This is a genomic window from Aestuariicoccus sp. MJ-SS9 (genome assembly GCF_032586235.1).
Taxonomy (GTDB): Bacteria; Pseudomonadota; Alphaproteobacteria; order Rhodobacterales; family Rhodobacteraceae; genus Aestuariicoccus.
The window spans coordinates 170,378-197,107 of sequence record NZ_JAWHTD010000002.1; the positions used below are offsets into that span (position 1 = coordinate 170,378).

The following is a 26,730-nucleotide window of genomic DNA, read 5'->3' on the forward strand; positions in this document are numbered from 1 at the left end:
GAACCCACATGGCCGAGGCCAGCACAAAGATTACCGGCCACTGCCTTTGCGGCGCGGTGACGGTCACGGCCACGGCGAATGCCGTGCCGCGCCTGCGGGCCTGTCACTGCGATATGTGCCGTCGCCACACCAGCGGCGCGTTCTTTTCGATCGAGGCGGACGTGGTGCAGATCGACGGCCCTGCGCGCAGCTTCCGCTCGTCCGACTGGGCAGAGCGCGGCTTTTGCGGCACCTGCGGCTCTACGCTGTGGTACGGCACGGTGGCCGACGGCGTGCGCAATCTTTCCGCGGGGCTTTTCGATAATGCCGGCGGCGGCGAGATGAAGATCGAGTTTTTCGCCGACCGCTGCCCACACGGCTATGCGCTGGCGGGCGACCATCGCCGGCTTTCGAGCGCCGAGACCGAAGCGTTGTTCGGAGGAGGCGCATGAGCGTGGTGGGGCAGTGCCTCTGCGGTGCGGTGCGGATCACCGTGGCCGATCCGCCGGGTTGGGTCGGCGTGTGCCATTGCGACATGTGTAAACGCTGGTCGGGCGCGGTTTTCGCGGCCTTTCCCGCCACCGATGTCACCATCGACGGCCCGGTTGCCGAATTCGCATCGTCGCCTACGTCCTACCGGGCGTTTTGCGGCACCTGTGGCAGCCACCTTTACATGCGCGACGAGGGCCGTGCCGAACGCGACCTGATGCCGGGGCTCTTTGATGCCGCGCGCGACTGGCCGCTTAAGTCCGAAATTTATACCGACCGCGCGCTGTGCTGGGCCGGATTGCCCGGCGACCACAAGCGCGCCACCCAAGCCGAGTACGAAGCCAAATATCCATCCCCAGTGGGAGATCAGACATGACCAAATACGATGCAGCCTGGGCCGCCGCCGAAGAGGCCAAGCGCAAGTGGATGTCCGAAAACGGGATGTACCACGAAAGCGAAGAGCATTCGTCCTGCGGCGTCGGGCTCGTGGTGAACCTCGATGGCAAGCCGAGCCGCGACGTGGTCGAGGCAGGGATCGCAGCGCTCAAGGCGATCTGGCACCGTGGGGCGGTGGATGCCGACGGCAAGACCGGCGACGGCGCAGGCATCCATGTCCAGATCCCGGTGGCGTTCTTCTATGACCAGATCGAACGCACCGGCCACAAACCCAACAAGGATGCGCTTATGGCGGTTGGTCAGGTGTTCCTGCCGCGCACAGATTTCGGCGCGCAAGAATCCTGCCGGACTATCGTGGAAACCGAAGTTCTGCGCATGGGCCACCATATCTATGGTTGGCGGCATGTGCCGGTGAATGTCGATTGCCTGGGTGAAAAGGCCAACGCGACCCGGCCCGAGATCGAGCAGATCCTGATCTCGAACGCCAAGGGCATCGGCGAAGAGGAATTCGAGCGCGAGCTTTACGTCATCCGCCGGCGCATCGAAAAGGCCGCGGCCGCGGCCGGGATCGGCGGGCTTTACATCGCGTCGTTGTCGTGCCGGTCGATCATCTACAAGGGCATGATGCTGGCCGAGCAGGTCAGCGAGTTCTACCCCGACCTGCAGGACAGTCGCTTTACCAGCGCCTTCGCGATCTATCACCAGCGCTATTCCACCAACACCTTCCCGCAATGGTGGCTGGCGCAGCCGTTCCGGATGCTGGCCCACAACGGCGAGATCAACACGCTCAAGGGCAACGTCAACTGGATGAAGAGCCATGAGATCCGCATGGCCTCGACGACGTTTGGCGACATGGCCGAGGATATCAAGCCGATCATCGCCTCGGGCGCCAGCGACAGCGCCGCGCTCGACGCGGTGTTCGAGGTGCTGGTGCGCGCCGGCCGCAACGCGCCGATGGCCAAGACGATGCTGGTGCCGGAATCCTGGTCCAAGCAGGCGATCGAGCTGCCAGAGGCGTGGCGCGACATGTATTCCTACTGCAACTCTGTGATGGAGCCCTGGGACGGCCCCGCCGCCCTGGCCATGACCGATGGCCGCTGGGTTTGCGGCGGGCTCGACCGCAACGGCCTGCGGCCGATGCGTTACGTGGTGACGGGCGACGGCATGCTGATCGCGGGTTCCGAGGCCGGCATGGTGCCCGCCGACGAGGCCACGGTGCGCGAGAAGGGCGCGCTTGGCCCCGGTCAGATGATCGCCGTCGACATGAAAGAGGGCAAGCTCTACCACGACGTCGAAATAAAGGACAAACTCTCTGCCGCCCAGCCCTTTGGCGAGTGGGTCGGCAAGATCAACGAGCTGGACGCGCCGCTGGCCGCGATCGCCGAAACACCGATGTTCGAGGGCGCCGAGCTGCGCCGCCGCCAGATCGCGGCGGGCTACACCATCGAAGAGCTGGAACAAATCCTCGCGCCGATGGCCGAGGACGGGAAGGAAACCATCGCCTCGATGGGCGACGACACGCCGAGCGCGGTCTTGTCCAAGAAGTACCGCCCGCTGTCGCATTACTTCCGCCAGAACTTCAGCCAGGTGACCAACCCGCCGATTGACAGCTTGCGGGAATTCCGGGTCATGAGCCTCAAGACCCGGTTCGGCAACCTCAAGAACGTGCTGGACGAAAGCAGCGCCCAGACCGAGATCCTCGTGCTGGACAGCCCCTTCGTCGGCAATGCCCAGTTCGACGAGTTGGCCAAGCATTTCAACGCCGGTCTGGTCGAGATCGACTGCACCTTCCCCGCAGGCGCCGGGCGCGACGCGCTCCGCAAGGGGCTGGAACGGATCCGCGGCGAGGCCGAGGATGCCGTGCGCTCGGGTGCGGGCCACATCACCCTGACCGATCAGCATTGCGGGCCCGACAAGGTGGCGATGCCGATGATCCTGGCCACTTCGGCGGTCCACAGCCATCTGACGCGCAAGGGGCTTCGGACCTTCTGTTCGCTGAACGTGCGCTCGGCCGAATGCATCGACCCGCATTACTTTGCCGTTCTGATCGGCGCGGGTGCGACGGTGGTCAACGCCTATCTGGCCGAGGACAGCCTGGCCGACCGCATCAAGCGCGGTCTGCTGGACATGACCCTGACCCAGGCGGTCGCCAAATACCGCGAGGCCATCGACCAGGGTCTGCTCAAGATCATGTCCAAGATGGGCATCTCGGTCATCTCGTCCTATCGCGGCGGGCTGAACTTCGAGGCCGTGGGCCTCGGCCGCGCCATGTGCGCCGAATATTTCCCGGGCATGACCAGCCGGATCAGCGGGATCGGCGTCAGCGGCATTCAGACCAAGACCGAAGAGATCCACAGCCTCGGCTTCAAGGGCGGGCGCGACGTGCTGCCCATCGGCGGCTTCTACAAGGCGCGCAAGTCCGGCGAAACGCACGCCTGGGGCGCGCAGACGATGCACCTGATGCAGGCCGCCTGCAACAAGGCCAGCTTTGAGATGTGGAAGACCTATTCCAAGGCGATGCAGGCCAACCCGCCGATCCATCTGCGCGACCTCCTGGCGATCAAGCCGCTGGGCGATGCGATCCCGCTGGAAGAGGTGGAAAGCATCACCTCGATCCGCAAGCGGTTCGTGACGCCGGGCATGTCGTTGGGCGCGCTGAGCCCGGAGGCGCACAAGACGCTGAACGTCGCCATGAACCGCATCGGCGCGAAATCCGACAGCGGCGAGGGCGGCGAGGATCCGGCGCATTTCGTGCCGGAACCCAACGGCGACAACCCGTCGGCCAAGATCAAGCAGGTGGCCTCGGGGCGCTTTGGCGTGACCGCCGAGTATCTCAACCACTGTGAAGAGCTTGAGATCAAGGTCGCCCAGGGCGCCAAGCCCGGCGAGGGCGGGCAGTTGCCCGGCATGAAGGTCACCGACCTGATCGCGCGGCTGCGGCATTCGACCAAGGGCGTGACGCTGATCTCGCCGCCGCCGCACCACGACATCTACTCGATCGAGGATCTGGCGCAGCTGATCTACGATCTCAAGCAGATCAACCCGCGCTGCAAGGTGACGGTCAAGCTGGTGGCGTCCTCTGGCGTCGGCACAATCGCGGCGGGCGTGGCCAAGGCCAAGGCCGACGTGATCCTGATTTCGGGCCACAACGGCGGCACCGGCGCGTCGCCCGCGACCTCGATCAAATACGCGGGTCTGCCGTGGGAGATGGGCCTGACCGAGGCGCATCAGGTGCTGGCGATGAACAACCTGCGGAGCCGTGTGACCCTGCGCACCGACGGCGGCCTGCGCACCGGCCGCGACATCGTCATGGCGGCGATGATGGGGGCCGAGGAATACGGCATCGGCACCGCCGCGCTGATCGCCATGGGCTGCATCATGGTGCGTCAGTGCCAGTCGAACACCTGCCCGGTGGGCGTCTGCACCCAGGACCCCGAACTGCGCGCCAAGTTCACCGGCAATGCGGACAAGGTCGTCAACCTGATCACCTTCTACGCCTCGGAAGTACGCGAAATCCTCGCCTCCATCGGCGCGCGGAGCCTTGACGAGGTGATCGGGCGCGCCGACCTGCTGAGCCAGGTCAGCCGTGGCAGCGATCATCTGGACGATCTCGACCTCAACCCGCTCTTGATCCGCGTGGACGGGGCCGACGACATCGTCTACGACCGCGACCGCCCGCGGAACGCGGTGCTCGATACGCTGGATGCAGAGATCGTGCGCGACGCCGCGCGCTTTCTCGAGGATGGCGAAAAGATGCAGCTGTCCTACGCGATCCAGAACACCCACCGCACCGTGGGCACGCGCACCTCGTCGCATATCGTGCGCAAGTTCGGCATGCGCAACGCGCTCCAGCCCAACCACCTGCACGTTAAGCTGACCGGCAGCGCCGGTCAGTCGCTGGGGGCCTTCGCGGCGCCGGGGCTCAAGCTGGAGGTGTCGGGCGACGCAAACGACTATGTCGGCAAGGGCCTGTCGGGCGGCACCGTGGTGGTGCGTCCGCCGCAGATCAGCCCGCTGGTCGCGTCCGAGAACACGATCATCGGCAACACCGTGCTTTACGGCGCAACCGATGGCTATCTCTTTGCCGCCGGCCGCGCGGGCGAACGCTTTGCCGTGCGCAACTCGGGCGCCAAGGTCGTGGTCGAGGGCTGCGGGTCGAACGGCTGCGAATACATGACCGGCGGTGTCGCGGTGATCCTCGGGCCGATCGGCGCGAACTTCGGCGCGGGCATGACCGGCGGCATGGCCTATCTCTACGACCCCGATGGTCTGGCGCAGAAGCTGATGAACCTCGAAAGCCTGGTCACCTGCCCGGTGACCGTGGACCATTGGGAGGATCAGCTGAAGGACCTGATCGAACGCCACGTCGCCGAGACCGCCAGCCGCAAGGCCAGCGACATCCTGCAGCACTGGGAGACCGAGAAGCCGCATTTCATCCAGGTCTGCCCGAAAGAGATGCTGGACAAGCTGCCGCATCCCATCGGGATCGAGGAGGGGCTGGCGGTTCCTGCGGAATAGTCCGCCTCGCCTATACAATGCATTACGCGCCCCGCTTTCCGGGGCGCGTTCTCGTTTCAGGGCGTGTCTCAGGGCGTTTCAGGGGCCTTGCGGCGCGTCACCTGTCCGAAAATGACCATGATTGTTTCCCAATTCTGGCAGAAACCCCGGATATACCCGTTATTAATGAAAGGCGGGCGATGCGCCGCCTTTCCAGACGGTCCCGTCCCAGCCGTCCTGACCGATGGGGCGATCCGGGCAGGCCCGCGCCGACGCGGGCCCGGCCCGGCCGAAGGGATTTTATCGCGCCGTTCGGTGGCGTATAGCTTTTGCCATGGTGCGCAGGTCCCCCAGTACATCCGGTAAACCCAAGGCTCGTTCAGGGCCTCAGCCGACGTTCAAGCCCAGGGACGCCAAGACACGTCGGTTCCGCCCGCTGGCATGGCTGCTGCGCTGGACCTTGCGGCTGACCTTTGTGGCGGTGTCGGTTCTTGTGATGCTGGTGCTGGCCTACCGCGTGATCAACCCGCCGACGACCTTCTATATCTGGTCCGAAACGCAGCGGCTGGGCGCCGTCGACCGCGTCTGGGTCGATGCAGAGAACGTGGCGCCGGTGATGCTTCGGTCGGTGGTGGCGGCGGAGGATGCGAATTTCTGCACCCATTGGGGGTTCGACATGGAAGCGATCCGCGCCGCCATCGACGCGGGCGGCGCGCGCGGCGGCAGCACGATCAGCCAGCAGGTGGTCAAGAACGTCTATCTCTGGCACGGGCGCACCTACACTCGCAAGGCGCTGGAGGCCCTCATCACCCCGGTGGTCGAGGCGCTCTGGCCCAAGCGCCGCATCCTTGAGGTGTATCTCAACGTGGCCGAGTTCGACGAAGGCGTCTTTGGCATAGAGGCCGCCGCGCGGCATTACTTCGGCGTCGGCCCCGAGGCGCTGAGCCCCACCCAGGCCGCGCGTCTGGCGGCGGTGTTGCCGAACCCGAAGGATCGCTCGGCCAGCCGCCCTTCGAATTTCGTGCAGAGGCGCGCGGCGCAGATCCGCGACGGCGCGGCGACGATCGCGGCGGACGGCCGGGCGGCCTGTTTCGAATAAGCGCCGGTCGGCGGCGGTCCGCCTTATGGCGGTATTCAACCATTGGTAGATTTCTAGCCTTGTGGAATCCTTATGCGCGCATCCGTGACATCCCGGATGCGGACGATTTCTTTGAAACATCCGATTTGAGGACCTGACCATGAAGCCAATGACATATTTCACCACACTCGCCGTTACACTTGCCGCTTTGGCCGCACCACCGGTTGCGGCGCAGGATGCGCGCGTAACAAGGCCGATGACGCAGATGGACTATGACCGGACCGAACGGCTGCTCGGCACGATCCGGCTGCGCAAGGAGGCCGGAGACCGGATCGCCCCCGGCGATCTGAGCGCGGCGCAAAAATCGCAGGTCGCGATGACCTATGCGCGGATCAACGCCTTGCAGGCGGCGGCAGGCGGCGACGAGGCCATCGAGTGCCAGATCTGGGGCTGGGGCGTGCAATGCATCGCCTGGCCTTATTTCTGTTACATCGACGTCAGTTCCGACGGGGTGGACGCCGCCTGCGGCAATTGCACCGATCCGGAAAACGGTGGCTGCGATTGACGCGGTGAACATTCCGCCGCGATCCCACAGATCCCGGGCGGCGCTGGGACGCGCCGCCCGGACAGCTCTTGTCCGGGCGAGCCGGGTTTCGCCGGTTGAACCGGTGCCGGTTTCGCGTCAAATAGGGGTATCGCACTTTGCGCGGGAACCGTCTTTATGGCCAAGCTCTACCACGTTCCACTGTCCCCCTTCTGCCGCAAGGTCCGGCTGAGTCTGGCGGAGAAGAAGATCGAATGCGAGCTGGTGGAAGAGCGGTACTGGGAGAAGGACGCCGATTTCCTGCGCCGCAACCCCGCCGCCAAGGTGCCGGTGCTGAAGATCGACGGGCGCACCATGGCCGAGTCCGCTGCGATCTGCGAGTTCATCGAGGAAAAACACCCCGAACCGCCGCTGATGCCGCGCTCGCCCGAGGCGAAATACGAGGTCCGGCGGCTGGTGGGCTGGTTCGACGACAAGTTCCACAACGAGGTGACCTCGAAGCTGCTGTACGAGCGGGTCAACAAGAAGGTCATGGGCAAGGGCTTTCCGGATTCGGGGAACGTGAAGTCGGGTGCCAAGGCGATCAAGTATCACCTCGATTACATGGCGTGGCTGCTGGACCACCGGCGCTGGCTGGCGGGCGACGTGATGACGCTGGCGGATTTCGCCGCCGCCGCGCATCTGTCGTCGCTGGATTACATCTCGGACGTGGATTGGAACCGGTCGGAGGTGGTCAAGGATTGGTACGCCAAGATAAAGTCGCGCCCGGCCTTCCGAGGGATCCTAGCCGATCAGGTGCCGGGCTTTCCGCCGCCGGCGCATTATGCCGATCTGGATTTCTGAGCGGATGATGGGACGACGCGCGCCTGCGGCGACGCCCCGCCCACCATCCCGCCGGCGTCGCGCGTGGACGATCTGAAGGCGCGCCTGGCGGCTGAGGCGCGCGCGGCGGGGTTCGACCTCTGCCGCGTTTGCGACCCTGTCACGGTGGATGTCGGCGCGAAGCTGTCCGACTGGTTGGCGCGGGGGTATCACGGGCAGATGGGCTGGATGGCCGAGAGGGTGGCCTGGCGCGCGGCGCCGTCGGCGCTTTGGCCCGCGGCGCGGTCGGTTATCGTTCTGGCCGAGAATTACGGGCCCGCAGCCGATCCGCTGGAGGTGCTGGAGCAGAGCGACCGGGCGGCGATTTCGGTCTATGCGCAGAACCGCGATTACCATGACGTCGTGAAGAAGCGGCTCAAGCGGCTGGCGCGCTGGCTGATCGCCGAGGCCGGGGGCGAGGTGAAGGTCTTTGTCGACACCGCGCCGGTGCCGGAAAAGGCGCTGGGGCAGGCCGCCGGGCTGGGCTGGCAGGGCAAGCATACCAATCTGGTGAGCCGTTCGCTTGGGTCGTGGTTCTTTATCGGTTCGGTTTTCACCACGGTTCATCTGCCGCGCGACGCGTCCGAGGTCGATCATTGCGGATCGTGCCGGGCCTGTCTCGACATTTGCCCGACGGATGCCTTTCCGGGGCCCTACCGGCTCGATGCGCGGCGCTGCATTTCCTATCTGACGATCGAGCATAAGGGGCCGGTGGACGAAGACCTGCGCGGTTTGATGGGCAACCGGATCTATGGCTGCGACGATTGCCTGGCGGTCTGCCCCTGGAACAAGTTCGCGCGCCGGGCGTCCGAGGTGAAGTACCATGCCCGGCCCGATCTGGAGGCCCCGGCGCTGGCCGATCTGGCGGGGCTGGATGATGCGGCGTTCCGGGCGCGGTTCTCGGGCTCGCCGATCAAGCGAATCGGGCGGGGGCGCTTTGTGCGCAACGTCTGCTATGCGATCGGCAACTCGGGCGACGGGGCGCTTTTGCCAAGGGTGCAGGCGCTTTGCGAGGATGCGGATCCGGTGGTGGCGGATGCCGCCCGCTGGGCCGTGGCGCGGTTGCGGGAGGCTTTTTGATGGCGATATGCCTGGGCGTGGACACCGGCGGGACCTACACCGACGCGGTGCTGTTGCGCGACGAGGCGCAGGTGCTGGCCAGCGCCAAGGCGCTGACCACGCGGGACGATCTGGCGCTGGGGATCGGGCGCGCGGTGCGCTCGGTTCTGGACGAGGCCGGCGTGGCCCCGGCGGATGTCGCGATGGCGGCGCTGTCGACGACGCTGGCCACCAATGCGCTGGTCGAGGGGCAGGGCGGGCGCGTGGCGCTGGTGCTGATCGGCTTTGCCGAGCGGGACCTTGCCGCCCATGGCCTGGCCGAGGCGCTGGGCGGCGATCCGGTGCTGATGCTGGCGGGCGGGCACAGTCACGCGGGCGCCGAGGTGGCGCCGCTCGACCTTGAGGCGCTGGCGGATTGGGCGGCAGGCCAGCAGGTGTCGGCGTTCGCCGTGGCGGCGCAGTTCGCCACGCGCAATCCGGCGCATGAACAGGCGGCGCGCGAGGCGCTGCGCCGGGTCACCGGGCGGCCGGTGTCCTGCTCCTACGAGCTTTCGGCGCGGCTGGGCGGGCCGAAGCGGGCGCTGACCGCGCTCTTGAACGCGCGGCTGATTGGGCTGACGCACCGGCTGATCCTGCGCGCGGGCGAGGTGCTGGCCGAGATGGGGCTGAGCGCGCCGCTGATGGTGGTCCGCGGCGATGGCGCGCTGATGTCGGCGGAGCAGGCGCAGGCGCGGCCCATCGAGACGATCCTCAGCGGCCCTGCGGCGAGCCTCGTTGGGGCGCGCTGGCTGACCGGGGCCGACACCGCGCTGGTGTCGGACATCGGCGGGACGACGACGGATATCGCGCTCTTGCGCGGCGGTATGCCGGCGATCGACCCGGCGGGCGCGCAGGTGGGCCGCTGGCGCACCATGGTCGAGGCGGTGGCGATGCGCACCCACGGTCTGGGCGGCGATTCAGAGGTGCATGTGGTGCAGGCCGGGCTGGCGGGCGGTGTGACGCTGGGGCCCCGGCGGCTGATCCCGGTCTGCCTTGTTGCGTCCGAGGCGCCGCAGGTGGTGCATGACGCGCTGGACCGCGCTGCGCGCAGCCCGGTGCCGGGTGAGCATGACGCGCGCTTTGTGCGCGCGGTGCCGGGGCAGGATCGGGGCGGTCTGGGTGCGCGGGAAGAGGCCTTGCTGGCGCGGATCGGCGGGGCGCTGCATCCTCTGGGCGAGGTGCTGCGCACGCGGCTCGACGGGCAGGCGCTGGGACGGCTGGTGGCACGAGGCCTTGTGCAAGTGGCCGGCGTGACGCCGACTGATGCGGTGCATGTGCTGGGCCGGGTCGGCGATTGGGATGCTGAAGCTTCGAAAAAAGCGCTGGCGCTGATGGCGCGGCGGCGCGTGGGCAGCGGCGCGCGGCTGGCCGAGACCCCGGGGGCGCTGGCCGAGATGATCGTCGCCGGGATGACCCGGGCGACTGGGCTGGCGCTGCTCGAGACCGCCTTTGCCGAGGACGGATGGGAGGGCAGCCCCGGCGATCTGGCGCGCCATCCGCTGATGCAGGCGGGGCTGGCGGGGCACGAGGGTTTGGTCGATCTGCGCGCGCGGGTGGCGGTGCCGGTGGTGGGGCTGGGCGCCTCGGCGCGGTGCTATTATCCGGCGGTCGGTGAGTGGCTCGGGGCCGAGACGGTGCTGCCCGATCTGGGCGGCGTGGCCAATGCCATCGGCGCGGTGGTCGGGCGGGTGGCGATGCGGCGCTCGGGCGTGGTGACGGCCCCAGCCGAGGGGCGCTTTCGCGTGCATCTCGAAGAGGGGCCGCAGGATTTCGGATCCGCCGAAGACGCGCTTTCGGCGCTCGAGACAGCGCTGACCGCCAAGACGCGCGCGGCGGCAGAGGCCGCAGGGGCGACCGGGATCAGCGTGCATCTTGAACGGCAGGTCAAAACCGCAGAGGCCGAGGGGCGCGAGATCTTCATCGAGGCCGAGATCACCGCCGAGGCCAGCGGACGCCCGCGCATCACGCGGGAGGGCGACGGCGCTTGAACCCGCCGGGCGCGCGCCGGAATGTGACCCAGGTTACAGCGGCCTTTGCAAAAGCGCCCGGAACCCCATCTAATACTTCGAACCGACGGAGAACACGCATGGCCAAATACGAAAGAAACCCTGACGCGATCGCGACGCTCACGCCCGAGCAGTTCCGCGTCACGCAGGAGGACGGGACCGAACGGCCCGGCACCGGGGAATACCTTGGGAATAAGGAACCGGGCATTTACGTCGATATCGTCAGCGGCGAGCCGCTCTTTGCCAGTGCGGACAAATACGAATCGGGATGCGGCTGGCCCAGCTTTACCAAGCCGATCGAGCCCGCCCATATCAACGAATTGCGCGACACCAGCCTCGGGATGATCCGCACCGAGGTGCGCAGCACCCACGGCGACAGCCACCTTGGGCATGTGTTTCCCGATGGTCCGATGGATCGCGGCGGGCTACGCTATTGCATCAACTCGGCCAGCCTGCGCTTCGTGCACCGCGACGACATGGAGGCCGAGGGCTATGGCGATTATCTGGACCAAGTGGAGGACGTGACATGAGCGAACGCGCTGTTCTGGCGGGGGGCTGTTTCTGGGGCATGCAGGATCTGATCCGCAAGCTGCCCGGTGTCGAAAAGACCCGCGTGGGCTATACCGGCGGGGACGTGCCCAACGCCACCTACCGCAACCACGGCACCCATGCCGAGGGGATCGAGATCGTTTATGATCCGGATCAGATCAGCTATCGGCGGCTGCTGGAGTTCTTCTTTCAGATCCACGATCCCACCACGCTGAACCGGCAGGGCAACGATCTGGGGCTCAGCTATCGCTCGGCGATCTACTACGTGACCGAGGATCAGCGCGCCGTGGCGCTCGACACCATCGCGGATGTCGAGGCCTCGGGGATCTGGCCCGGCAAGGTGGTGACCGAAGTCGAACCGGTGGGCGATTTCTGGGAGGCCGAGCCCGATCATCAGGATTACCTGGAACGCTTCCCCAACGGCTACACCTGCCATTTCCCGCGCCCCGACTGGGTACTGCCCCGGCGCGACGCGGCGGAATAGGGCGGGCATGGCCGACGCCGCCTTTTGGGACCGCATCGCCGAGCGTTATGCCGCGCGGCCGGTGGGCAATCCCGACGCCTATGAGGCGACGCTGGCCCGGGTGTCGGCCTGGCTGACGCCCGAGGCGCGGGTGATCGAGCTGGGCTGCGGCACGGGCAGCACGGCCTTGCGGCTGGCAGGGGCGGTGGCCGCCTATCGCGGTACCGACGTGGCGCCCGGGATGATCGCCATCGCCCGCGCCAAGGACGCCCCGCCGCAGCTGTCGTTCGAGGTGGCCGATGCCACGGGCGGGCTGACAGGCGGGGCCGATGTGGTTCTGGCCTTCAACCTGCTGCATCTGGTGAACGATCTGCCCGGCCTTCTGGCAGAGGTCCACGAGGCGTTGCCCGAGGGCGGGCTTTTCATTTCCAAGACGCCCTGTCTTGGCGGGAAGTGGTGGCTGCGGCCAGTGATCGCGGCGATGCAATGGCTGGGCAAGGCCCCCAGCCCGGTGGCCTTTCTGCGGACGGATATGCTGGAGGCGGCACTGCTCGACGCCGGGTTCGCTATTGAGGAACGGGGCGACTACCCAGCCCGCCCGCCCAGCCGGTTCCTCGTCGCGCGCAAGGGCGGCTAGCACGGCCAGGAGGTCCCGGATCGGGGTCGGGGACCGCGTGGGCGCGGTACGGCTTGCGGTCGCGCCCCTTGCAACGCGGTGTCCCTTGCGCCATCTAACCCCCAACAAGCCGCGACATGGCAAAGGGGATAGACGATGATCGAATTGGGCGGAGCGCAGCCGGCGCAGGACCTTGTCAAGGATGTGACCGAGGCGGACTTCATGGCGGAGGTCGTCGAGGCCAGCCAGGAGGTGCCTGTCATCGTCGATTTCTGGGCGCCCTGGTGCGGCCCCTGCAAGACACTGGGCCCGATGCTGGAGGATGCGGTCAAGGCTGCCAAGGGCGCCGTGCGCATGGCCAAGGTCAACGTCGATCAGGCGCAGAACATCGCCGGGCAATTGCGCATTCAGTCGATCCCCACGGTCTACGCCTTCTACAAGGGCCAGCCGGTGGACGGGTTCCAGGGCGCGGTGCCGCAATCCGAAATCAAGGCCTTCATCGACCGGCTGGTTCAGCAATCTGGCGGTGACGCCAGCGGCGGGCTGGACGAGGCCATCGCCGCCGCCGAAGAGATGCTGGAACAGGGCGCGGCCGTGGACGCGGCCCAGACCTTTGCCGCAATCCTCGAGGAAGAGCCCGAGAACGCCGCCGCCTATGGCGGGCTGGTGCGTGCGCATGTGGCGATGGACGATCTCGATCAGGCCGAGGCGATCCTGAACGGCGCGCCGGCGGCGATCTCGACCGCGCCCGAACTGGAGGCCGCCCATGCCCAGCTGGAGCTGGCCAAGCAGGGCGCCAACGCCGGACCGATCGCCGAGCTGCAGGCGCAGGTCGACGCCAATCCCGACGATCACCAGGCGCGCTATGACCTGGCGCAGGCGCTTTATGCCAAGGGCGACGGGCAGGCGGCGGTCGATCACCTGCTCGAGCTTTTCCGGCGCGACCGCGAATGGAACGACGGCGCGGCCCGGGCCCAGCTGATGACCATTTTCGAGGCGCTGAAACCCAACGATCCCGTGGCCTTGAGCGGGCGCCGGCGGCTGAGTTCGATGATATTTGCCTGAGCGGCGCGGGGGGCTAGCTATTGCCTATGAAACAGCACCCTGACCTGCCGGACATTATCCCGATCTTTCCGCTGCCCGGGGCGCTGCTGCTGCCTCGGTCGCGTTTGCCGCTGCATATCTTCGAGCCGCGCTATCTGGCGATGCTGGACGATGCGCTCAAGACCGATACGCGGCTGATCGGCATGGTGCAGCCCAACGCCATCCCGGGCCGCGACGGCGGCCACGGCCTGCACCGTATCGGCTGCGCCGGCCGCGTCACCCAGTTTTCAGAAACCGAGGACGGGCGCTACATGATCACGCTGGGCGGCGAATCACGCTTTCGCGTGCTTGAGGAAATCCCCGGCGGGTTCAGCCCCTACCGGCGCTGCAAGGTCAGCTGGGATGGGTTCGAACGCGACCGTGGCGGGGCAGAACGGGACACGGGCTTTGATCGGCGGCGGTTTCTCGATCTGCTCGACCGCTATTTCGCCGCGCGCGACCTGTCGGCGGATTGGCAGACCCTGAAAGAGGCGGATGACGAATTGCTGGTCAATTCGCTGTCGATGCTGCTCGACTTCAACCCGGATGAAAAGCAGGCCCTGCTGGAGGCGCCGTCGCTGGCCACGCGGCGCGAAACCCTGGTGACGCTGATCGAATATGCGCTGCGCGGGGGCAGCCAAGAGGACCTGATGCAATGACCGATCTGACCTTCGACCGCCGTATGCTCGAGGCGCTGGTCTGCCCCAACACCCACGGCCGTCTGACCTATGACGCCGATCGGCAAGAGCTGGTCAGCAAGACCGCAGGTCTGGCCTATCCGATCCGCGACGGCATCCCCGTGATGCTGGTGGACGAGGCCCGCAAGCTGGACGATTAGACCGGCACCCGCTCTGTCTGGCCGGCGGTGATCAGGGCAAAGACCGAGGCCAGGACCGACATCGCCAGAATGACCGAGAACGACGACCCTGCCCCGGCCTGCGCCAGCAGCGCAACCGTCGTGACACCACCCAGCCGCGCAAAGCTGATGTCGAGACTGGCCGAAATTCCGCTCAGCCCGGAAGGGGCATGGCGCAGCACCAACTGGGTCGACGGGGCGTTGCTGCAGGCAAAGCCGACACCGATGAAAACCGCCGAGGCACCAACGGCCACGATTCCCTCTCCGAGGTCGAGCAGGGCAAAGCCCGCGGCGATCAACAGCGGCGCGACCAGGACGATCTTTTGCAGATGCGTGCCATCGACGGCATTTCGCAGCAGTGTGCCGGAAATCGAAAAGCTGAGCCACATGGCGGCGAGGCTCATGCCAATGGCCTGCGGCCCCAGACCGGCCTCGGTCAGCCGCAGCGGCAGCTTGAAGAGGTAGAACAGGATCACCCCGTAGGTGCAGAAGATATAGCCGAAGGCCAGCCAGAGCATCGGCACCCGCAACAGCAGACGCAAATCCGGAAACCGTCGCGTGGCGCCATCTCCCGGGGCGGCGGGGCCACGGCCAAAGAGCAGCAGGGCCACGCCGGCCAGCACGGCAAAGAGCGCGAACACCATCTGCCAGCCGGTTCCGTCGAGCGTCATCCCGGCGATCAGCGGCGCGATGGCGGCGCAATAGCCCGCGATACTGCCCCAGATGATCAGGATCTTGCCCGGTCGTTTCGGCATGGCGCGGGTCAGCAGAATCGGGACGAGCGGCGAAAACAGCCCGCCGCCCAGCCCCTGCACGATGCGCCCCGCGATCAGGGTTTCGAAGGTACCGGCAGCCATGACGACCAGCGCGCCGGCGGCGAACATCAGAACACCGGCGGCAAAAACGCGGCGGACGCCAAAGACATCCCCGACCCATCCGCCCAGAATAACCCCCAGCGCCATCGACGCCGCGTATGAGTTGAAGAACCACGCCAGCTCGCCTATCCCAAGACCGTAACTGTCGCGGATGCTGGGCAGCAAAAGCGGCACCAGGGTCAGTTCCATGACAAAGGCGATGCTGGCCATGATCGGACTCGCGATCATGCGTTTCGAAATTTCTTTCATCACGGCTCCTGCAACGGGAGTTACTCGGTTACACGTCTAGGTGCGACCGGGGCAAGCCCCGGCCGCGTCAAAGTTGTCAGGCGACAACGCTCATTTTGTTCATCAGCTCCCGGCGGTCGGGAATCCGGCGTTCGTGCGACAGCGCCATGGGCTGGGTGTCGAGAAACTGCACGATGTCCGAACGGCCCATCCAGACCAGCGCCTCTTCCGCCGTGATCTGCTTGTCCGGGCCGATCCAGGTGCCGGGTTCGCAATGGGTGTAGCCATAGCGCACCGGGATCCCCTTGAAGGCCAACGGCATGGGAACGAATCCGAAGACATAGTCGGGGGCCCAGATCTTGAGCGCCAGTTCGAACACGACGCGCGAAAGAAGCGCGGTGAATCCCTGGCTCCGGTGCCCGCCATCGCCGCCTTTCAGCCAGAATTCGCCGTGATAGCAGACCTGCCCGGTGATCCGGTCCAGCGCCGGAGGCTGAGAGTAGAAGGTCCGGTCCGGATCGGGGGTCGAGTTCGGCGTAATGTATTTGTGCCGGTGCGAATTGATATGTTCGCCCAACGTCTCGGACGCCATATCAAGCCGCCGAATCGCCTGGGTGTGCACCAATTCGTCCTTGTCGTTGAATCCGCAAACCCAAAAGGCATTCCCGGCATCGACATAGGAACTGGAAACGTCGAACATTGGATAAAGCGGTGCACGATCCGCCTGAGCGTTCCTGAGTCTCCGATACGCCACGAAATCGCCGCCGATTTCGAGCCGCATTCCCGCGGTCTCGAGTTCCTTGGTGATGTTCGCGACGTTAACGATCATGGTGTAAAGATTGAGTGCAGTCATTGGTTTTTTACTCCTTCTGTTTTGGTCACAACCACAGAAAGAAATCTACCAGCGAATTGCTACTCTTGTGCCTTTCTTTGCAGCAATTGGTAAGAAATCACGCGTCGCACACCATTTCGCAATCCTCGGGGATCGACGTAATTTCAATTCCGCGCATCGCGTCGATATCCACATCCCGCGTCATGAGCACCAAAACCGCCAGCGCGGGCGTGCCGTCGGGGAACACGCAGCCCATCAGCAACCGCTGGAAACTGATCGGCACCGCCTTGTCGTCGCTCTCTCTGGGCAGGTGTGCATAAAGGTGGTCCAGCCGCACGCCGCCATCGCCGTAGATTCGCGCATAGGCATCGGCGATGAAGTCGTTGAATTCGTTGCCGGCGTTGTCCTCTTGCGACAGCCGTCCGATCGCGCTTTTCGACCAGGCCCAGCCGAACCAGAGCGCATAGGCCGATTTTTCACCGATCTCGACGCAGATCCATCCGCGCCGGTCCTTGCGGTAGACCACGAGATAGGGCCGTACCTCGGCCATCGCCGGATCCTCGATCTGGGTCAGCGCCTGGCCCCAGGCGGCAAGCGTCTGTTTCATGATTCGGGGACCGCTGCTTGCGATTCGGCTGATCGGATGCTGCTGGGAATGAAATTCACGCCCGCTGCTGTCCAGAAAATGCGCCTTTTCCAGCCAATGCGAACTGCGCCGGGTCATGCTGGTGCGGTCCGACCAGGCCGCCACCTGCCGCAGGATGCTTTCCGCATCCGCAAGGATTTCGCGCCCGTACTGGGTCAGCACATATTCCTGCCGCTCCAGCGAAAACAGCGGCCGCCCCTTGATCGCCTCGAGATCCGAGATGTGGCGCCGGACGGTCTGACGGGTGGCGCCCAGCCGTTCGGAGGTTTCCGTGAGGTTCAGGGTTCTCGACAGGGTCACAAAGGCCCGCAGCATCGCAACGGTGACATCTGACTTTTCGTTCGGTCTGGGCACGCGTTACCTCCGCAAAGGGTTGGGTAAAGTGGGTGATTAATCATCCACCGGCATACCATTTTTCACCCATAAGCGTCCAGAATATTTATAATTTTCATCCCCGCCGAACCCCGCCAAGATACAACCGAGGCGTGATCTTTAAGCGTTGACTTCTTTTTCGAGTCTTTGAGAGGAAAATAAGATGCGAGGTGAATGTATGGCCCTGAGCCCTGAGGATATCGACCGCCACGTTGGCGCGAGGCTGCGATTTCTTCGCGAAGCTTGCGGGTTCTCACAGGCCTATCTAGGCAAAAGCGTGGGCCTGACGTTTCAGCAAATTCAGAAATACGAGCAGGGGAGCAACCGCATATCCGCAAGCAAATTGTGGCAATTGGCCGATTTGCTTGGCGTCACACCCAATAATTTTTTCGACGGGCTGGATCGTGAACAGCCGTTGAACGACACGCTGGTTTCGCGCGATGTGGCCGAAGCGGCGCTGCAGTTGCACCAGCTTGAGGACCCGGATGTGAAACGCAACATGCTCGAGCTCATCCGGCTCTGCAAATCCCGAAAATCGGCTTAATACCGATACGGCAGCCGGAATTGCGAGCGCGTAGCGCAATTTCCGGTGCTTTGAAATCAGATGCAAAGTCTTGCTGGCGATAATCGCCGCGGCCCGTGAACCGGCGCGGCGGGGTCAGCGGGACGTATCGCCGTCTTGCGGGGCGGCGACCGGGCGCGCTTCGATCAGGACAAAGGCCTGCGCCCAGGGGTGATCGTCGGTCAGGGTGACGTGGATGATCGCCTCGTGCCCCGGCGGCGTCATCGCGTCCAGCCGGTCTTTCGCCCAGCCGGTCACATGCATCACGGGCTGTCCGGTGCGCAGGTTCGACACCGCCATGTCCTTCCAGGCGATGCCCATGCGCAGGCCGGTGCCGAGCGCCTTGGAACAGGCCTCTTTCGCAGCCCAGCGTTTGGCATAGGTGCCGGCGGTGTCGGCGCGGCGTTCGGCCTTGCGCTGTTCGGTTTCGGTAAAGACACGGTTGCGAAAGCGGTCGCCGAACCGGTCGAGCGTGCCTTGGATCCGCTCGATATTGGCAAGGTCCGTACCGATGCCCAGTATCATCCGGTTCCCCCCTTTCAGGCCGCGAATAGTGGAAAGCTGACACCCAGCGCCCAGGCCAGCACCAGCCCAAGCGCGAGCCCGGGGCCCGCGAACCCGCTGCGCCGGGCCGCCGCGCGCCCCATGACCCCGAATGTGACGTAAAAGAGCACGATAACCGGCGCAATCATCAACAGGAAGAAAAGCCCCTCGAAATCCAGCGCGATGGCCCCCGCCAGCGACGCCAGAAACGCCAGCCGCGCGGCGATCCGCTGCCACAGAGGGGCGGACCGCGCCAACCAGGCATCCGCCAGCATGAAGGGCACCGCGCCAAGGCAAAGCGCTGCGATCACCGTTAGACGCTCGGGGGTCGGCCAGAAATTCGCGCCGTAGCGGTCGAGCGCGACGCCGAAGACCCCCAGCGCCCAGACCAGCAGCAGGGCAAAGCCGCGCAAGGCAGGCGCGGCGGGACGCCCCCGCAGCCGCCACAAAAGCGCCAGTTGCAACCCGCCGAAAAGCGCCAGGTGCAGCGCCAGGTAGTCGGCCACGAGCACCGGCAAAAGGCGGCTGTCCACCGGCGCCGCCAGAAGCGGCGCGGCGGCCGCCGGGACCAGCGTGACCAAAGCAAAGGCGCGTGGGGCAAGCGGGGTTTCCGGCGCGGCGCTGGCGGGCAGCAGGCGCATCAGCGGGATGGCCAGCGCGGTGATCGCCGCCAGCAACGCCAAGAGCGCCCATCCCGTCGGCGGAACCGGGGCGCTTTGGCTGCGGCCGTAAAATGCGTTGAGCCATTCCAGCGCGGCGGTCCGCGCGGGGCGGGAGTGCAGGATCGCCACATGCTCGGCGGCGGGTGCCAGCAGGGCGCGGCGGGTGACCGGGCCGGCGGCGGCGGTGTCGCCCAAAACTGCGGCGGGGTCGACCATGCGCAGCGCCGCGCTGGCAAACTCGCGCAGCCCCGGCTCCCACGCGCCGGTGATCAGCAGCAGGTTGCCGGGGTGGGTTGGCGTGATCGCCTCGGAGAACGCCGACAGCAGAACCAGAGGGCCCGCGCGCGGCGTCTCGGCGGCGGCGCGCACCAGAATGTCGGTCGCCATGGAATGCCCCAGCAGCGCGACCGGCCCCTCGCCCGGCATCGCGCCGATCACCGCGAGGGTCTGATCGGTCAAGAGCCGCGTGGTGCCGTCGATGCGGGTCACGTCGCCGGACATGGGCACCCGGTTGCGGCCATGGCCCTCGAAGTCGAAGGCGTAGACATCGTACCCCGCCCGCGCCAGCACCGTGGCGTATCCCTGCATCATCTGCCGCGACCCGGCAAAGCCGTGCGCGATCACCACCGGCGGCCCGTCGCCGTGGTAATGCGTGACCGGGGTCGGCCCGATCCGCATGTCGGTGATCGTCAGCCCGGCCCGCGCCCCCTCAAGCACCCACAGCGCCCAGCCTGCGACAAGCAGGGCGACCAGGGTCAGCGACCGGGTCACGTCAGCCGTGCTGACAGGAGTTTCAGGCTGGCCGCACCGAAGAGCAGCGCGAAGCATGCGTCGAAGGCGCGCCGCGCACTGCGGTAGGCCGACGAAATGCCGGGTCGTGAAAAGAGAACGCCGTAGCCCAGAAAGACGCAGGCGGAGACGCAGCTGAGCATCGCGAAGAGATGCCAGACCTGCGTCATTGCGGCGTCGGTGGGCAGCGCGATCGCATAGATCGCGCCCCATGAAAGGATCGCCTTGGGGTTGGTGACATGCAGCAGCAGCCCCTTGCCGAAGAGCCGCCCGCTTCGGGTGACGGCGGATTTGACCGGCATTCCGGGCAGCAGCGCGCGGCGAAAGGACTTCAGCGCGAGGTAAAGAAGATAGAACGCCCCGGCATACCGCACAGCCTCGAAAATCCAGACATGGGTCAGCATCAGCGCGCTCATCCCAAGCCCGGCGGCGATACCCCAGAGCGCCGAGCCGCAGATGATCCCCGCCGCGATGGTCAGCGCCGCGCGCCGTCCCTCGGCCATGGCCGTGCCCGAGATCGCAAGCGTGGCGGGGCCCGGGCTGCTACCCGCAATGGCCCAGCCCAACAGAATCAGGGGCAGGTCGGGCCCCATGTTATCCCCGCGCCTCGTCCATCAGGCGGCGCATTTCGGCGATGGCGGGGCCGAGCCCGCGAAAGATCGCCTCGCCGATGATGAAATGGCCGATGTTCAGCTCCATCACCTCGGGCAGGGCGGCGACGGGGCCGACCGTTTCGTAGGTCAGCCCGTGCCCTGCGTGCACCTCGAGCCCGAGGCTATGGGCAAAGCTGGCCATGTCGCGCAGCCGCGCCAGTTCGGCGTCGCGTTCGGCGTATTTGCCCTCGGCGTGGTAATCGCAATAGGCCCCGGTGTGCAGCTCGATCACCTGCGCACCGATGCGGTGCGCGGCCTCGATCTGCGGCCGGTCGGCGGCGATGAAGATGGACACCCGGCAGCCCGCCTCGCGCAGTGGTGCGATGTAATGGGCCAGCTGGTTTTCCTCGCGCGCCACCTCGAGCCCGCCTTCGGTGGTGCGTTCCTCGCGCTTTTCGGGGACGATGCAGACCGCGTGCGGTTTGTGCCGCAGGGCAATCTGCTGCATCTCGGGCGTCGCGGCCATCTCGAAATTCAGCGGGATGGTCAGCACCTCCATCAGCCCGTCGATGTCTGAGTCGGTGATGTGGCGGCGGTCTTCGCGCAGATGCGCGGTTATGCCATCGGCCCCGGCCTCTTGCGCGACCTGCGCTGCGCGCAGGGGATCGGGATAGGCCCCGCCGCGCGCATTGCGGACAGTGGCGACGTGGTCGATGTTGACGCCAAGGCGCAGGCGTCCGGCGAATTCGGTCATTGGGGGCCTCTTCTGCTGATGTTTGGAACCTAGTGCGCAATACGGATCGGGGAAACCGGATTCTGCCGCGCAGGCCACGGTTGCGCCGCGCCGCGGCGGGGTGCCGTTTTAGGTGAGCAGGGTCTTTTGTGCTATGGTTCCGGCCTGCCATGCCGTTTCGGGTGGCGTATTTTCAGGGGGACTATTCATGACATATTCGACCGTATCGCATTGGGACACCACCGATTGGACCGACGAGATGGAGACGCTGGCAAGGGACAAATTCGTGCCGCTGGTGCTGGGCACCGGGGCGCAGCGCACGCAGATGGTGCGCACGGGCGACCGGAGCTTTTGCGTCGTCACCGAATATGCCGATGCGGACGCGGCGGCGGCCGCGCAGGAAAAGATCGCCGCAATCCGCGCGCAGGCAGCCGATGAGCTGCCCATGACGCTGGCCAGCACGGCGGGCGGAGAGGTCTTTGCCGGCGGGTAAGGGCGGCCCCATTCCTAGGGGCAGAGGGGCTCAGGTCGTGACGAAGTCGACCGTGTCGGCGCGGAACACCGCCGCTGTCAGGATGTTGCTTGCATAGGCACCGGTGTCGATGGCGATCACCCGGTCCGACACGGTCGGTTCGGCGTGGATCGTGTGGCCGTGCACCACCCAGCGCCCGTCGCGGCGGGGGGTCCTGCCGAACTCCGGATGCCCCCACAAGAGGGTCGCGGGCTCTTGCCGTTCGACCGGGCGGTTGGGATCGGCCCCGGCGTGAACGGCGGCGATGTTGCCGTTCACGTAATGGGTCGGCAAGGCGCGCAGCCAGGCTTCCATCCCGGGGTCCATCGCCTGCCGCAGGTCATCGCGCATCGCGGCAAAGCCCGCGCCAGAGGGGCCCCCGTCACGAAAGGCGACCCCAAAGCTGGACAAGGTCTGCAAACCGCCGTTGCGCAGCCAGCGCTCGGCGTTGACCTCGGGCGCGTCGAGGAAATCCAGCATCATATCCTCGTGATTGCCCAGCAGGCAGACGACGCGGCCCCCCGCATCGCACATCGCCTTCAGCCGCCGCAGCACCTGTGCGCTGTGCTCGCCGCGATCCACGTAATCGCCGAGAAAGACCAGCGGCAGCTCGGCGAGCCTGGGCAGCAGTCGCTCGACAAGGTCGTCGCGTCCGTGAACGTCTCCGATCGCCGCGAATGGCGTTTCGGGCGACGGCGGCGGCGGCGGGGACGCACGCCTGCGGCGGCGTAGAAGATCGGTGAGCTTCATCGTCCAGACCCTAGGACAGACGATCCGAAAAGGCCAACTGCGCCTGATCGGGGTCTACCGGGGCGCCTGCACCAGCCCGGCGCCGATATGCCACGGCCCCTGACCCCCGGGCATTCCGGTATTCCGGGCACTCGCCAGCATCCGCGTCACGAACCGCTTTTCCCCCTGCGCCTGCAACCAGAGCGCGGCGGCACAGGCGGCCGCCATCGTCGTGCCGTTGAGCGCGCGCAAGTTGGAATCCGCCGCCGCCGACAGAATACCGACCCCGGGCGCGACCAGTGTCGGGCACAGGTCGGAAAAGCTGGCGAGGGTCAGGCCGTCTTCGCCATAGCCAAGCGCGCCCACGGAGATTACGCCGGGCACGGCGGTCATCGGCGTGCCTGCGGTGGTAAGCTCTGGCGAGATCGTGCGGCGGCTGTTGTTGCCTGCGGGAACGACGATCAGCGGGGCCTCGGTCTTGTCCCGCCCGGCCTGGTGCAGCATCAGAAGCGTGCGCATCAGGCCAAGGTTGCCGTTCAAAGCGTTCAGCGCGACAGAGGCGGCCAGCCGCGCGGGATGCCCGCTCGCAGCCAGCGCTTCGCTCATGGTCACCGTGTCGAATTCCGCCGGCAGAAAGATGATCGCGGCCCCGTTTTCCAGCGCCCATTGCAGCCCGTGAAACAGCATCGCCGAGGTGCCGCGCCCGTAATCCGCGATGACCTTGCCGATCAGCGGTGCGTCGATCCCGGTGGCGACGCCAAGCCGGTATCCCTTCAGCGGTCGGCCGAGGATCGATGCCGCGCAATGCGTGCCGTGGCCGTGGTCGTCGTGCATGCCCGATCCGACAAAATCCTGAAACACCGGGGAGACGCCGGAAAACGCGGGATGTTTAGCGTCGATCCCGGTGTCGAGCAACGCAATCGTCACGCCCGTGCCGTCATAGGCGCAATCCAGCGCGCCGGTCTCGCGCAGACCCCAAAGCGGCACCACGTCCTCGGGGCGGATATCGTCGAGCGGTTCGGGGCTGACCAACCGCGTGGGCATCACCGGCGCGATGGAGAGCACGGACGGATCCGCGCAGAGCTCGTCGAGCCCGGTTCCGTCCAGTTCCGCGACCGAGATATCCGGGTCCGCCCGCCGCTTGGTCCGGGATATGGCCACCGGCGCGCCAAGGCACCCCGCGCCCGGCGAGTCGCCGCGCTGCCAGGTGCCCGACGCATCCCGCAAGATCAGATATTCGGCCATTGACCATCCCGCGTTATCCCGTCCGCTGTCGCGGCGGGATGTCCAAGGCTACAGGTCTGCCGCTAACGCGGGAAGACGGCGCGCGTGAATGCGTCGTAAAAGCGCCGTTAAATCAAGCCGTTGTCGCGGAATATCTGGCGCAGATCTGCCTCGGGGCGCGGGCCCATGTGGCTGATCACCTCGCCGGCGGCCGCGCAGCCCATGCGGCCGGCGACGGCCATGTCCCGCCCGGTGACCAGCCCGTAAAGGAAGCCGGCGGCGAATTGATCGCCGGCGCCGGTGGCGTCGACCGGTGTGATCTTGGTCACGGGGACGTCGGTGCGCACGCCGTCGCGGACGATGGTGACCCCGTCGCCCGAGCGGGTGCAGACGACCAGCGGGCAGATCGCCGCGACGGCGGCGAGGTCGGCCTCGAGGTCGTCGTTCTGGAACAGCGACCGGATCTCGGCCTCGTTGCCGATCACGTAGTCCATCTCGTGCTCGATCAGCGTCAGGAAGTCGCCGCGGTGGCGTTCGACGCAGAACGGATCCGAGATCGCGATCCCCGCCTTGCCCCCCGCTGCGCGGCAAGTGCGGGCGGTGCGGATGAACGCCTCTTTGCCCTTGTCCTTGTCGAAGAGATAGCCCTCGAGAAAGACGAGCTCGGCCTCGGCGGCGACCTCTTCGGGCACGTCGTCGGGCCCCAGCTCGGCCGAGATGCCCAGATAGGTGTTCATCGACCGCTCGCCATCCGGCGACACGAAGATCATCGAGCGCGAGGTCGGCAGTTCGCCGCCCGCCACCGGCGGGTTGACGAAGTCGGTGCCGTCTTCGGCCATCGCATCGGCATAAAACCGCCCCAGCGCGTCGTCATGAACCCGCCCGATGAAGGCGGTCCGCAGACCAAGATTTCCAAGCCCCGCCAGACTGTTGGCAACCGAGCCGCCGGGCGCCTGAACGCGGCCTTCCATGGCGCCGTAAAGCACCTCGGCCCGGTCGCGTTCGACCAGTTGCATGATGCCTTTCTGAATGCCCATATGGTCCAGAAAGCTGTCGTCGCTGCGGGTCAGCACGTCGACGATGGCATTGCCGATGCCGACAACCTGATAGCGTTTCATTCGGTTTTTTCCTCAAAAGGGCACAGGTCGCGGATCAGGCAGGCGCCGCATTTCGGTTTGCGCGCCACGCAGATATAGCGCCCGTGCAGGATCAGCCAATGATGCGCGTGCTGCTGGAAATCGACCGGGATGTTGTCCTCGATCGCGCGTTCGACGGCGACCACATCCTTGCCGGGGCAGATGCCGGTGCGGTTGCCGACGCGGAAAATATGCGTGTCCACCGCCTGCGCCGGGTAGTGCCACCACATGTTCAGAACCACATTCGCCGTCTTGCGCCCGACCCCTGGAAGCGATTGCAGCGCGGCGCGCGAATTGGGCACCTCGCCGCCGTATTCCTCGACCAGAATACGGCTCAGCTTGATGACGTTCTTGGCCTTGTTGCGGTAAAGGCCGATGGTCTTGATATGCTCGATGACGCCCTCTTCGCCGAGCGCCAGCATCTTTTCCGGCGTGTCGGCCACCGCGAAAAGCTTGCGCGTCGCCTTGTTCACGCCCGCATCGGTGGCCTGCGCCGACAGGGCCACGGCCACCACCAGCGTAAAGGCGTTCACATGCTCGAGCTCGCCCTTGGGTTCGGGCTCGGACGCGTGAAAGCGGGTAAAGATCTCGCGGATCGTGTGATAATCGAGCTGCTTTGCCATCGCGTCTGTCTGCCCGCTTTTGGACGCCCGGACAAGGGGAGCCGTGGCCCCGGCACGGCGTTTTCCGCCACAGAGCCCACGGCACGGGCAAAGCGGCGTTTGATCATGTTCCGGGTCGTGGCCGGGCCGCGGTGCGGCTACATTGAGGGTCAGACAAGAGGTGCGCCATGAATATGCAGACACGAGACGACGGCTATCATTTCCACGTCATGCGCCGCGCGCTCGATATCATCGACGCGGCGGATCGGGACCTGTCGCTCGACCGGCTCGCGGCGGAGCTGAACATGAGTCCGGCGCATTTCCAGCGGCTCTTTTCGCAATGGGTGGGCGTCAGCCCGAAGCGGTATCAGCAATATCTGACGCTGGGCCATGCAAAGGCGCTGCTGGCCGACCGGTTCACCACACTCGAGACTGCCCATGCCACGGGGCTGTCCGGCGGCGGGCGGCTGCACGACCTCTTCCTGCGGTGGGAGGCGATGCGCCCGGGCGATTACGCCAAGGGCGGCGCCGGGCTGACGATTTACCGGGGCTGGTTCGACAGCCCCTTCGGCCCCGCCCTGGTGATGGGCACCGACAAGGGCATCTGTGGCATCGCGCTTGCCGCCGAGACGGGCAAGGCGGCGGCGATGGAGGATCTGACGGGCCGCTGGCCGAATGCGGATTACGTGGACGACCCGGCGCGGCTGAAGCCCTGGGTCGACGCGGCCTTCGGCGTGACGCCCTCGGCGGATGCGGTGCCGCTCTACATGACCGGCGCGCCGTTCCAGATCAAGGTTTGGGAGGCGCTGATGCGTGTGCCCTCGGGTCATGTGACCACATATTCCGAGATCGCGCAGGCCGTCGGTCATCCCCGGGCGGTGCGCGCCGTCGGGACCGCGGTGGGGCGCAACCCGGTCAGCTATCTGATCCCCTGCCACCGCGCCTTGCGGAAATCCGGTGGGCTGGGCGGATACCACTGGGGCCTGCCGGTCAAACGCGCGATCCTGGCATGGGAGGCCGCGCGCGCGGATGCGTGAGGCCAGAAAAGGCTGGGTGATATTGAATAACAAAGCCCGCCCGACATAAAGTGCGCGGAATAGTGCCGATCCGCGGCAGGGTGTCGTTTAAGCCCGGCGCGCAACGGCGTTATACAGCACCAGACCCCGGCATTCGGGGCG

The 26,730-nt window shown here is 66.2% G+C and carries 28 protein-coding genes; 17 read left to right on the forward strand and 11 right to left on the reverse strand.

The genetic code is table 11. The annotated features are described in order from the left end of the window. The first annotated feature begins 8 nt into the window (after positions 1 to 8). The 14 genes from RXV88_RS02580 (at position 9) to RXV88_RS02645 (ending at position 14,497) form a co-directional block, all read left to right on the forward strand. Positions 9 to 431 (forward strand): GFA family protein, encoded by a 423-nt coding sequence (locus RXV88_RS02580; protein WP_316290445.1) that lies wholly within the window; start codon positions 9 to 11, stop codon positions 429 to 431. Next, a complete protein-coding gene (locus tag RXV88_RS02585; protein ID WP_316290447.1) occupies positions 428 to 844 on the forward strand; it encodes a GFA family protein in 417 nt (138 codons plus the stop codon). The genes RXV88_RS02580 and RXV88_RS02585 overlap by 4 nt, the downstream gene beginning before the upstream one ends. Continuing rightward, positions 841 to 5,382, forward strand: a complete 4,542-nt coding sequence (gene gltB, locus RXV88_RS02590) for a glutamate synthase large subunit (RefSeq protein ID WP_316290449.1) — start codon at positions 841 to 843, stop codon at positions 5,380 to 5,382. Before RXV88_RS02585 ends, gltB begins: the two co-directional genes overlap by 4 nt. 313 nt (positions 5,383 to 5,695) lie before the next feature. Then, positions 5,696 to 6,460 (forward strand): monofunctional biosynthetic peptidoglycan transglycosylase, encoded by a 765-nt coding sequence (mtgA, locus tag RXV88_RS02595; protein WP_316290451.1) that lies wholly within the window; start codon positions 5,696 to 5,698, stop codon positions 6,458 to 6,460. 148 nt (positions 6,461 to 6,608) lie between these two features. Next, complete coding sequence (locus RXV88_RS02600; RefSeq protein WP_316290452.1) at positions 6,609 to 7,004, forward strand: hypothetical protein; 396 nt, start codon at positions 6,609 to 6,611, stop codon at positions 7,002 to 7,004. Positions 7,005 to 7,160: 156 nt separating this feature from the next. Then, positions 7,161 to 7,826 carry a glutathione S-transferase family protein gene (locus RXV88_RS02605; protein WP_316290453.1) on the forward strand — a complete coding sequence of 222 codons (666 nt, stop codon included), beginning with the start codon at positions 7,161 to 7,163 and terminating at the stop codon, positions 7,824 to 7,826. 63 nt (positions 7,827 to 7,889) lie between these two features. Continuing rightward, on the forward strand, positions 7,890 to 8,924 hold the full coding sequence (gene queG, locus RXV88_RS02610; RefSeq protein ID WP_316290455.1) for a tRNA epoxyqueuosine(34) reductase QueG: 1,035 nt from the start codon (positions 7,890 to 7,892) through the stop codon (positions 8,922 to 8,924). Then, positions 8,924 to 10,930 carry a hydantoinase/oxoprolinase family protein gene (locus RXV88_RS02615; protein ID WP_316290457.1) on the forward strand — a complete coding sequence of 669 codons (2,007 nt, stop codon included), beginning with the start codon at positions 8,924 to 8,926 and terminating at the stop codon, positions 10,928 to 10,930. The genes queG and RXV88_RS02615 overlap by 1 nt, the downstream gene beginning before the upstream one ends. Before the next feature lie 98 nt (positions 10,931 to 11,028). Beyond that, positions 11,029 to 11,478: a peptide-methionine (R)-S-oxide reductase MsrB gene (msrB, locus tag RXV88_RS02620; RefSeq protein ID WP_316290459.1), complete on the forward strand. Its 450-nt coding sequence runs from the start codon at positions 11,029 to 11,031 to the stop codon at positions 11,476 to 11,478. Further along, complete coding sequence (gene msrA / locus RXV88_RS02625) at positions 11,475 to 11,981, forward strand: peptide-methionine (S)-S-oxide reductase MsrA (RefSeq protein WP_316290461.1); 507 nt, start codon at positions 11,475 to 11,477, stop codon at positions 11,979 to 11,981. The genes msrB and msrA overlap by 4 nt, the downstream gene beginning before the upstream one ends. A 7-nt stretch (positions 11,982 to 11,988) precedes the next feature. Beyond that, the gene (locus RXV88_RS02630; protein WP_316290462.1) at positions 11,989 to 12,597 is read left to right on the forward strand and encodes a class I SAM-dependent methyltransferase; all 609 of its coding nucleotides are present in this window, start codon (positions 11,989 to 11,991) and stop codon (positions 12,595 to 12,597) included. Positions 12,598 to 12,732: 135 nt separating this feature from the next. After that, on the forward strand, positions 12,733 to 13,641 hold the full coding sequence (trxA, locus tag RXV88_RS02635) for a thioredoxin (RefSeq protein ID WP_316290464.1): 909 nt from the start codon (positions 12,733 to 12,735) through the stop codon (positions 13,639 to 13,641). 26 nt (positions 13,642 to 13,667) lie between these two features. Further along, positions 13,668 to 14,318, forward strand: a complete 651-nt coding sequence (locus tag RXV88_RS02640) for an LON peptidase substrate-binding domain-containing protein (RefSeq protein ID WP_316290466.1) — start codon at positions 13,668 to 13,670, stop codon at positions 14,316 to 14,318. Further along, positions 14,315 to 14,497, forward strand: coding sequence for a Trm112 family protein (locus RXV88_RS02645; RefSeq protein ID WP_316290468.1), 183 nt, complete (start codon positions 14,315 to 14,317; stop codon positions 14,495 to 14,497). Before RXV88_RS02640 ends, RXV88_RS02645 begins: the two co-directional genes overlap by 4 nt. Here RXV88_RS02645 and RXV88_RS02650 read toward each other — a convergent pair. The 3 genes from RXV88_RS02650 to RXV88_RS02660 all read right to left on the reverse strand — a co-directional run bounded on the left by RXV88_RS02650 (position 14,494) and on the right by RXV88_RS02660 (position 17,450). Next, positions 14,494 to 15,639 (reverse strand): MFS transporter, encoded by a 1,146-nt coding sequence (locus RXV88_RS02650; protein WP_316290470.1) that lies wholly within the window; start codon positions 15,637 to 15,639, stop codon positions 14,494 to 14,496. The two genes, RXV88_RS02645 and RXV88_RS02650, sit on opposite strands and share 4 nt — an antisense overlap. Positions 15,640 to 15,715: 76 nt before the next feature. Beyond that, complete coding sequence (locus RXV88_RS02655) at positions 15,716 to 16,471, reverse strand: hypothetical protein (RefSeq protein WP_316290473.1); 756 nt, start codon at positions 16,469 to 16,471, stop codon at positions 15,716 to 15,718. A gap of 97 nt (positions 16,472 to 16,568) precedes the next feature. Further along, on the reverse strand, positions 16,569 to 17,450 hold the full coding sequence (locus tag RXV88_RS02660) for a LysR family transcriptional regulator (RefSeq protein ID WP_316290475.1): 882 nt from the start codon (positions 17,448 to 17,450) through the stop codon (positions 16,569 to 16,571). Between the two features lie 196 nt (positions 17,451 to 17,646). Between RXV88_RS02660 and RXV88_RS02665 the strand changes: the two genes are divergently transcribed. After that, entirely contained in the window at positions 17,647 to 18,012 is a 366-nt protein-coding gene (locus RXV88_RS02665; RefSeq protein ID WP_316290477.1) for a helix-turn-helix transcriptional regulator, read from the forward strand. A 114-nt stretch (positions 18,013 to 18,126) separates the two neighbouring features. On the opposite strand, the gene acpS is transcribed toward RXV88_RS02665, so the two are convergent. From acpS to RXV88_RS02685, 4 genes are read right to left on the reverse strand one after another with little or no spacing between them, the layout of a single operon-like run. Then, positions 18,127 to 18,555: a holo-ACP synthase gene (gene acpS, locus RXV88_RS02670; protein ID WP_316290479.1), complete on the reverse strand. Its 429-nt coding sequence runs from the start codon at positions 18,553 to 18,555 to the stop codon at positions 18,127 to 18,129. A gap of 14 nt (positions 18,556 to 18,569) precedes the next feature. Continuing rightward, positions 18,570 to 20,006 (reverse strand): alpha/beta hydrolase, encoded by a 1,437-nt coding sequence (locus tag RXV88_RS02675; RefSeq protein ID WP_316290480.1) that lies wholly within the window; start codon positions 20,004 to 20,006, stop codon positions 18,570 to 18,572. Further along, entirely contained in the window at positions 20,003 to 20,617 is a 615-nt protein-coding gene (locus RXV88_RS02680) for a LysE family translocator (RefSeq protein WP_316290482.1), read from the reverse strand. The genes RXV88_RS02675 and RXV88_RS02680 overlap by 4 nt, the downstream gene beginning before the upstream one ends. Position 20,618: 1 nt before the next feature. Next, complete coding sequence (locus RXV88_RS02685; protein WP_316290483.1) at positions 20,619 to 21,371, reverse strand: pyridoxine 5'-phosphate synthase; 753 nt, start codon at positions 21,369 to 21,371, stop codon at positions 20,619 to 20,621. A 187-nt stretch (positions 21,372 to 21,558) separates the two neighbouring features. Here RXV88_RS02685 and RXV88_RS02690 point away from each other — a divergent pair, with 187 nt between their 5' ends. Then, positions 21,559 to 21,843 carry a hypothetical protein gene (locus tag RXV88_RS02690; protein WP_316290485.1) on the forward strand — a complete coding sequence of 95 codons (285 nt, stop codon included), beginning with the start codon at positions 21,559 to 21,561 and terminating at the stop codon, positions 21,841 to 21,843. Positions 21,844 to 21,873: 30 nt separating this feature from the next. Here the strand turns inward: RXV88_RS02690 and RXV88_RS02695 are convergent, their stop codons facing one another. The 4 genes from RXV88_RS02695 to nth form a co-directional block, all read right to left on the reverse strand. Further along, positions 21,874 to 22,611 (reverse strand): metallophosphoesterase family protein, encoded by a 738-nt coding sequence (locus tag RXV88_RS02695; protein ID WP_316290487.1) that lies wholly within the window; start codon positions 22,609 to 22,611, stop codon positions 21,874 to 21,876. Between the two features lie 54 nt (positions 22,612 to 22,665). Beyond that, positions 22,666 to 23,835 carry a S8 family serine peptidase gene (locus RXV88_RS02700; protein WP_316290488.1) on the reverse strand — a complete coding sequence of 390 codons (1,170 nt, stop codon included), beginning with the start codon at positions 23,833 to 23,835 and terminating at the stop codon, positions 22,666 to 22,668. Between the two features lie 107 nt (positions 23,836 to 23,942). Then, entirely contained in the window at positions 23,943 to 24,932 is a 990-nt protein-coding gene (locus tag RXV88_RS02705; RefSeq protein ID WP_316290490.1) for an adenosine kinase, read from the reverse strand. Then, positions 24,929 to 25,573: an endonuclease III gene (gene nth, locus RXV88_RS02710; RefSeq protein WP_316290493.1), complete on the reverse strand. Its 645-nt coding sequence runs from the start codon at positions 25,571 to 25,573 to the stop codon at positions 24,929 to 24,931. Before nth ends, RXV88_RS02705 begins: the two co-directional genes overlap by 4 nt. A 167-nt stretch (positions 25,574 to 25,740) precedes the next feature. Between nth and RXV88_RS02715 the strand changes: the two genes are divergently transcribed. Then, complete coding sequence (locus RXV88_RS02715) at positions 25,741 to 26,589, forward strand: bifunctional helix-turn-helix domain-containing protein/methylated-DNA--[protein]-cysteine S-methyltransferase (protein WP_316290495.1); 849 nt, start codon at positions 25,741 to 25,743, stop codon at positions 26,587 to 26,589. Positions 26,590 to 26,730: the final 141 nt, after the last annotated feature.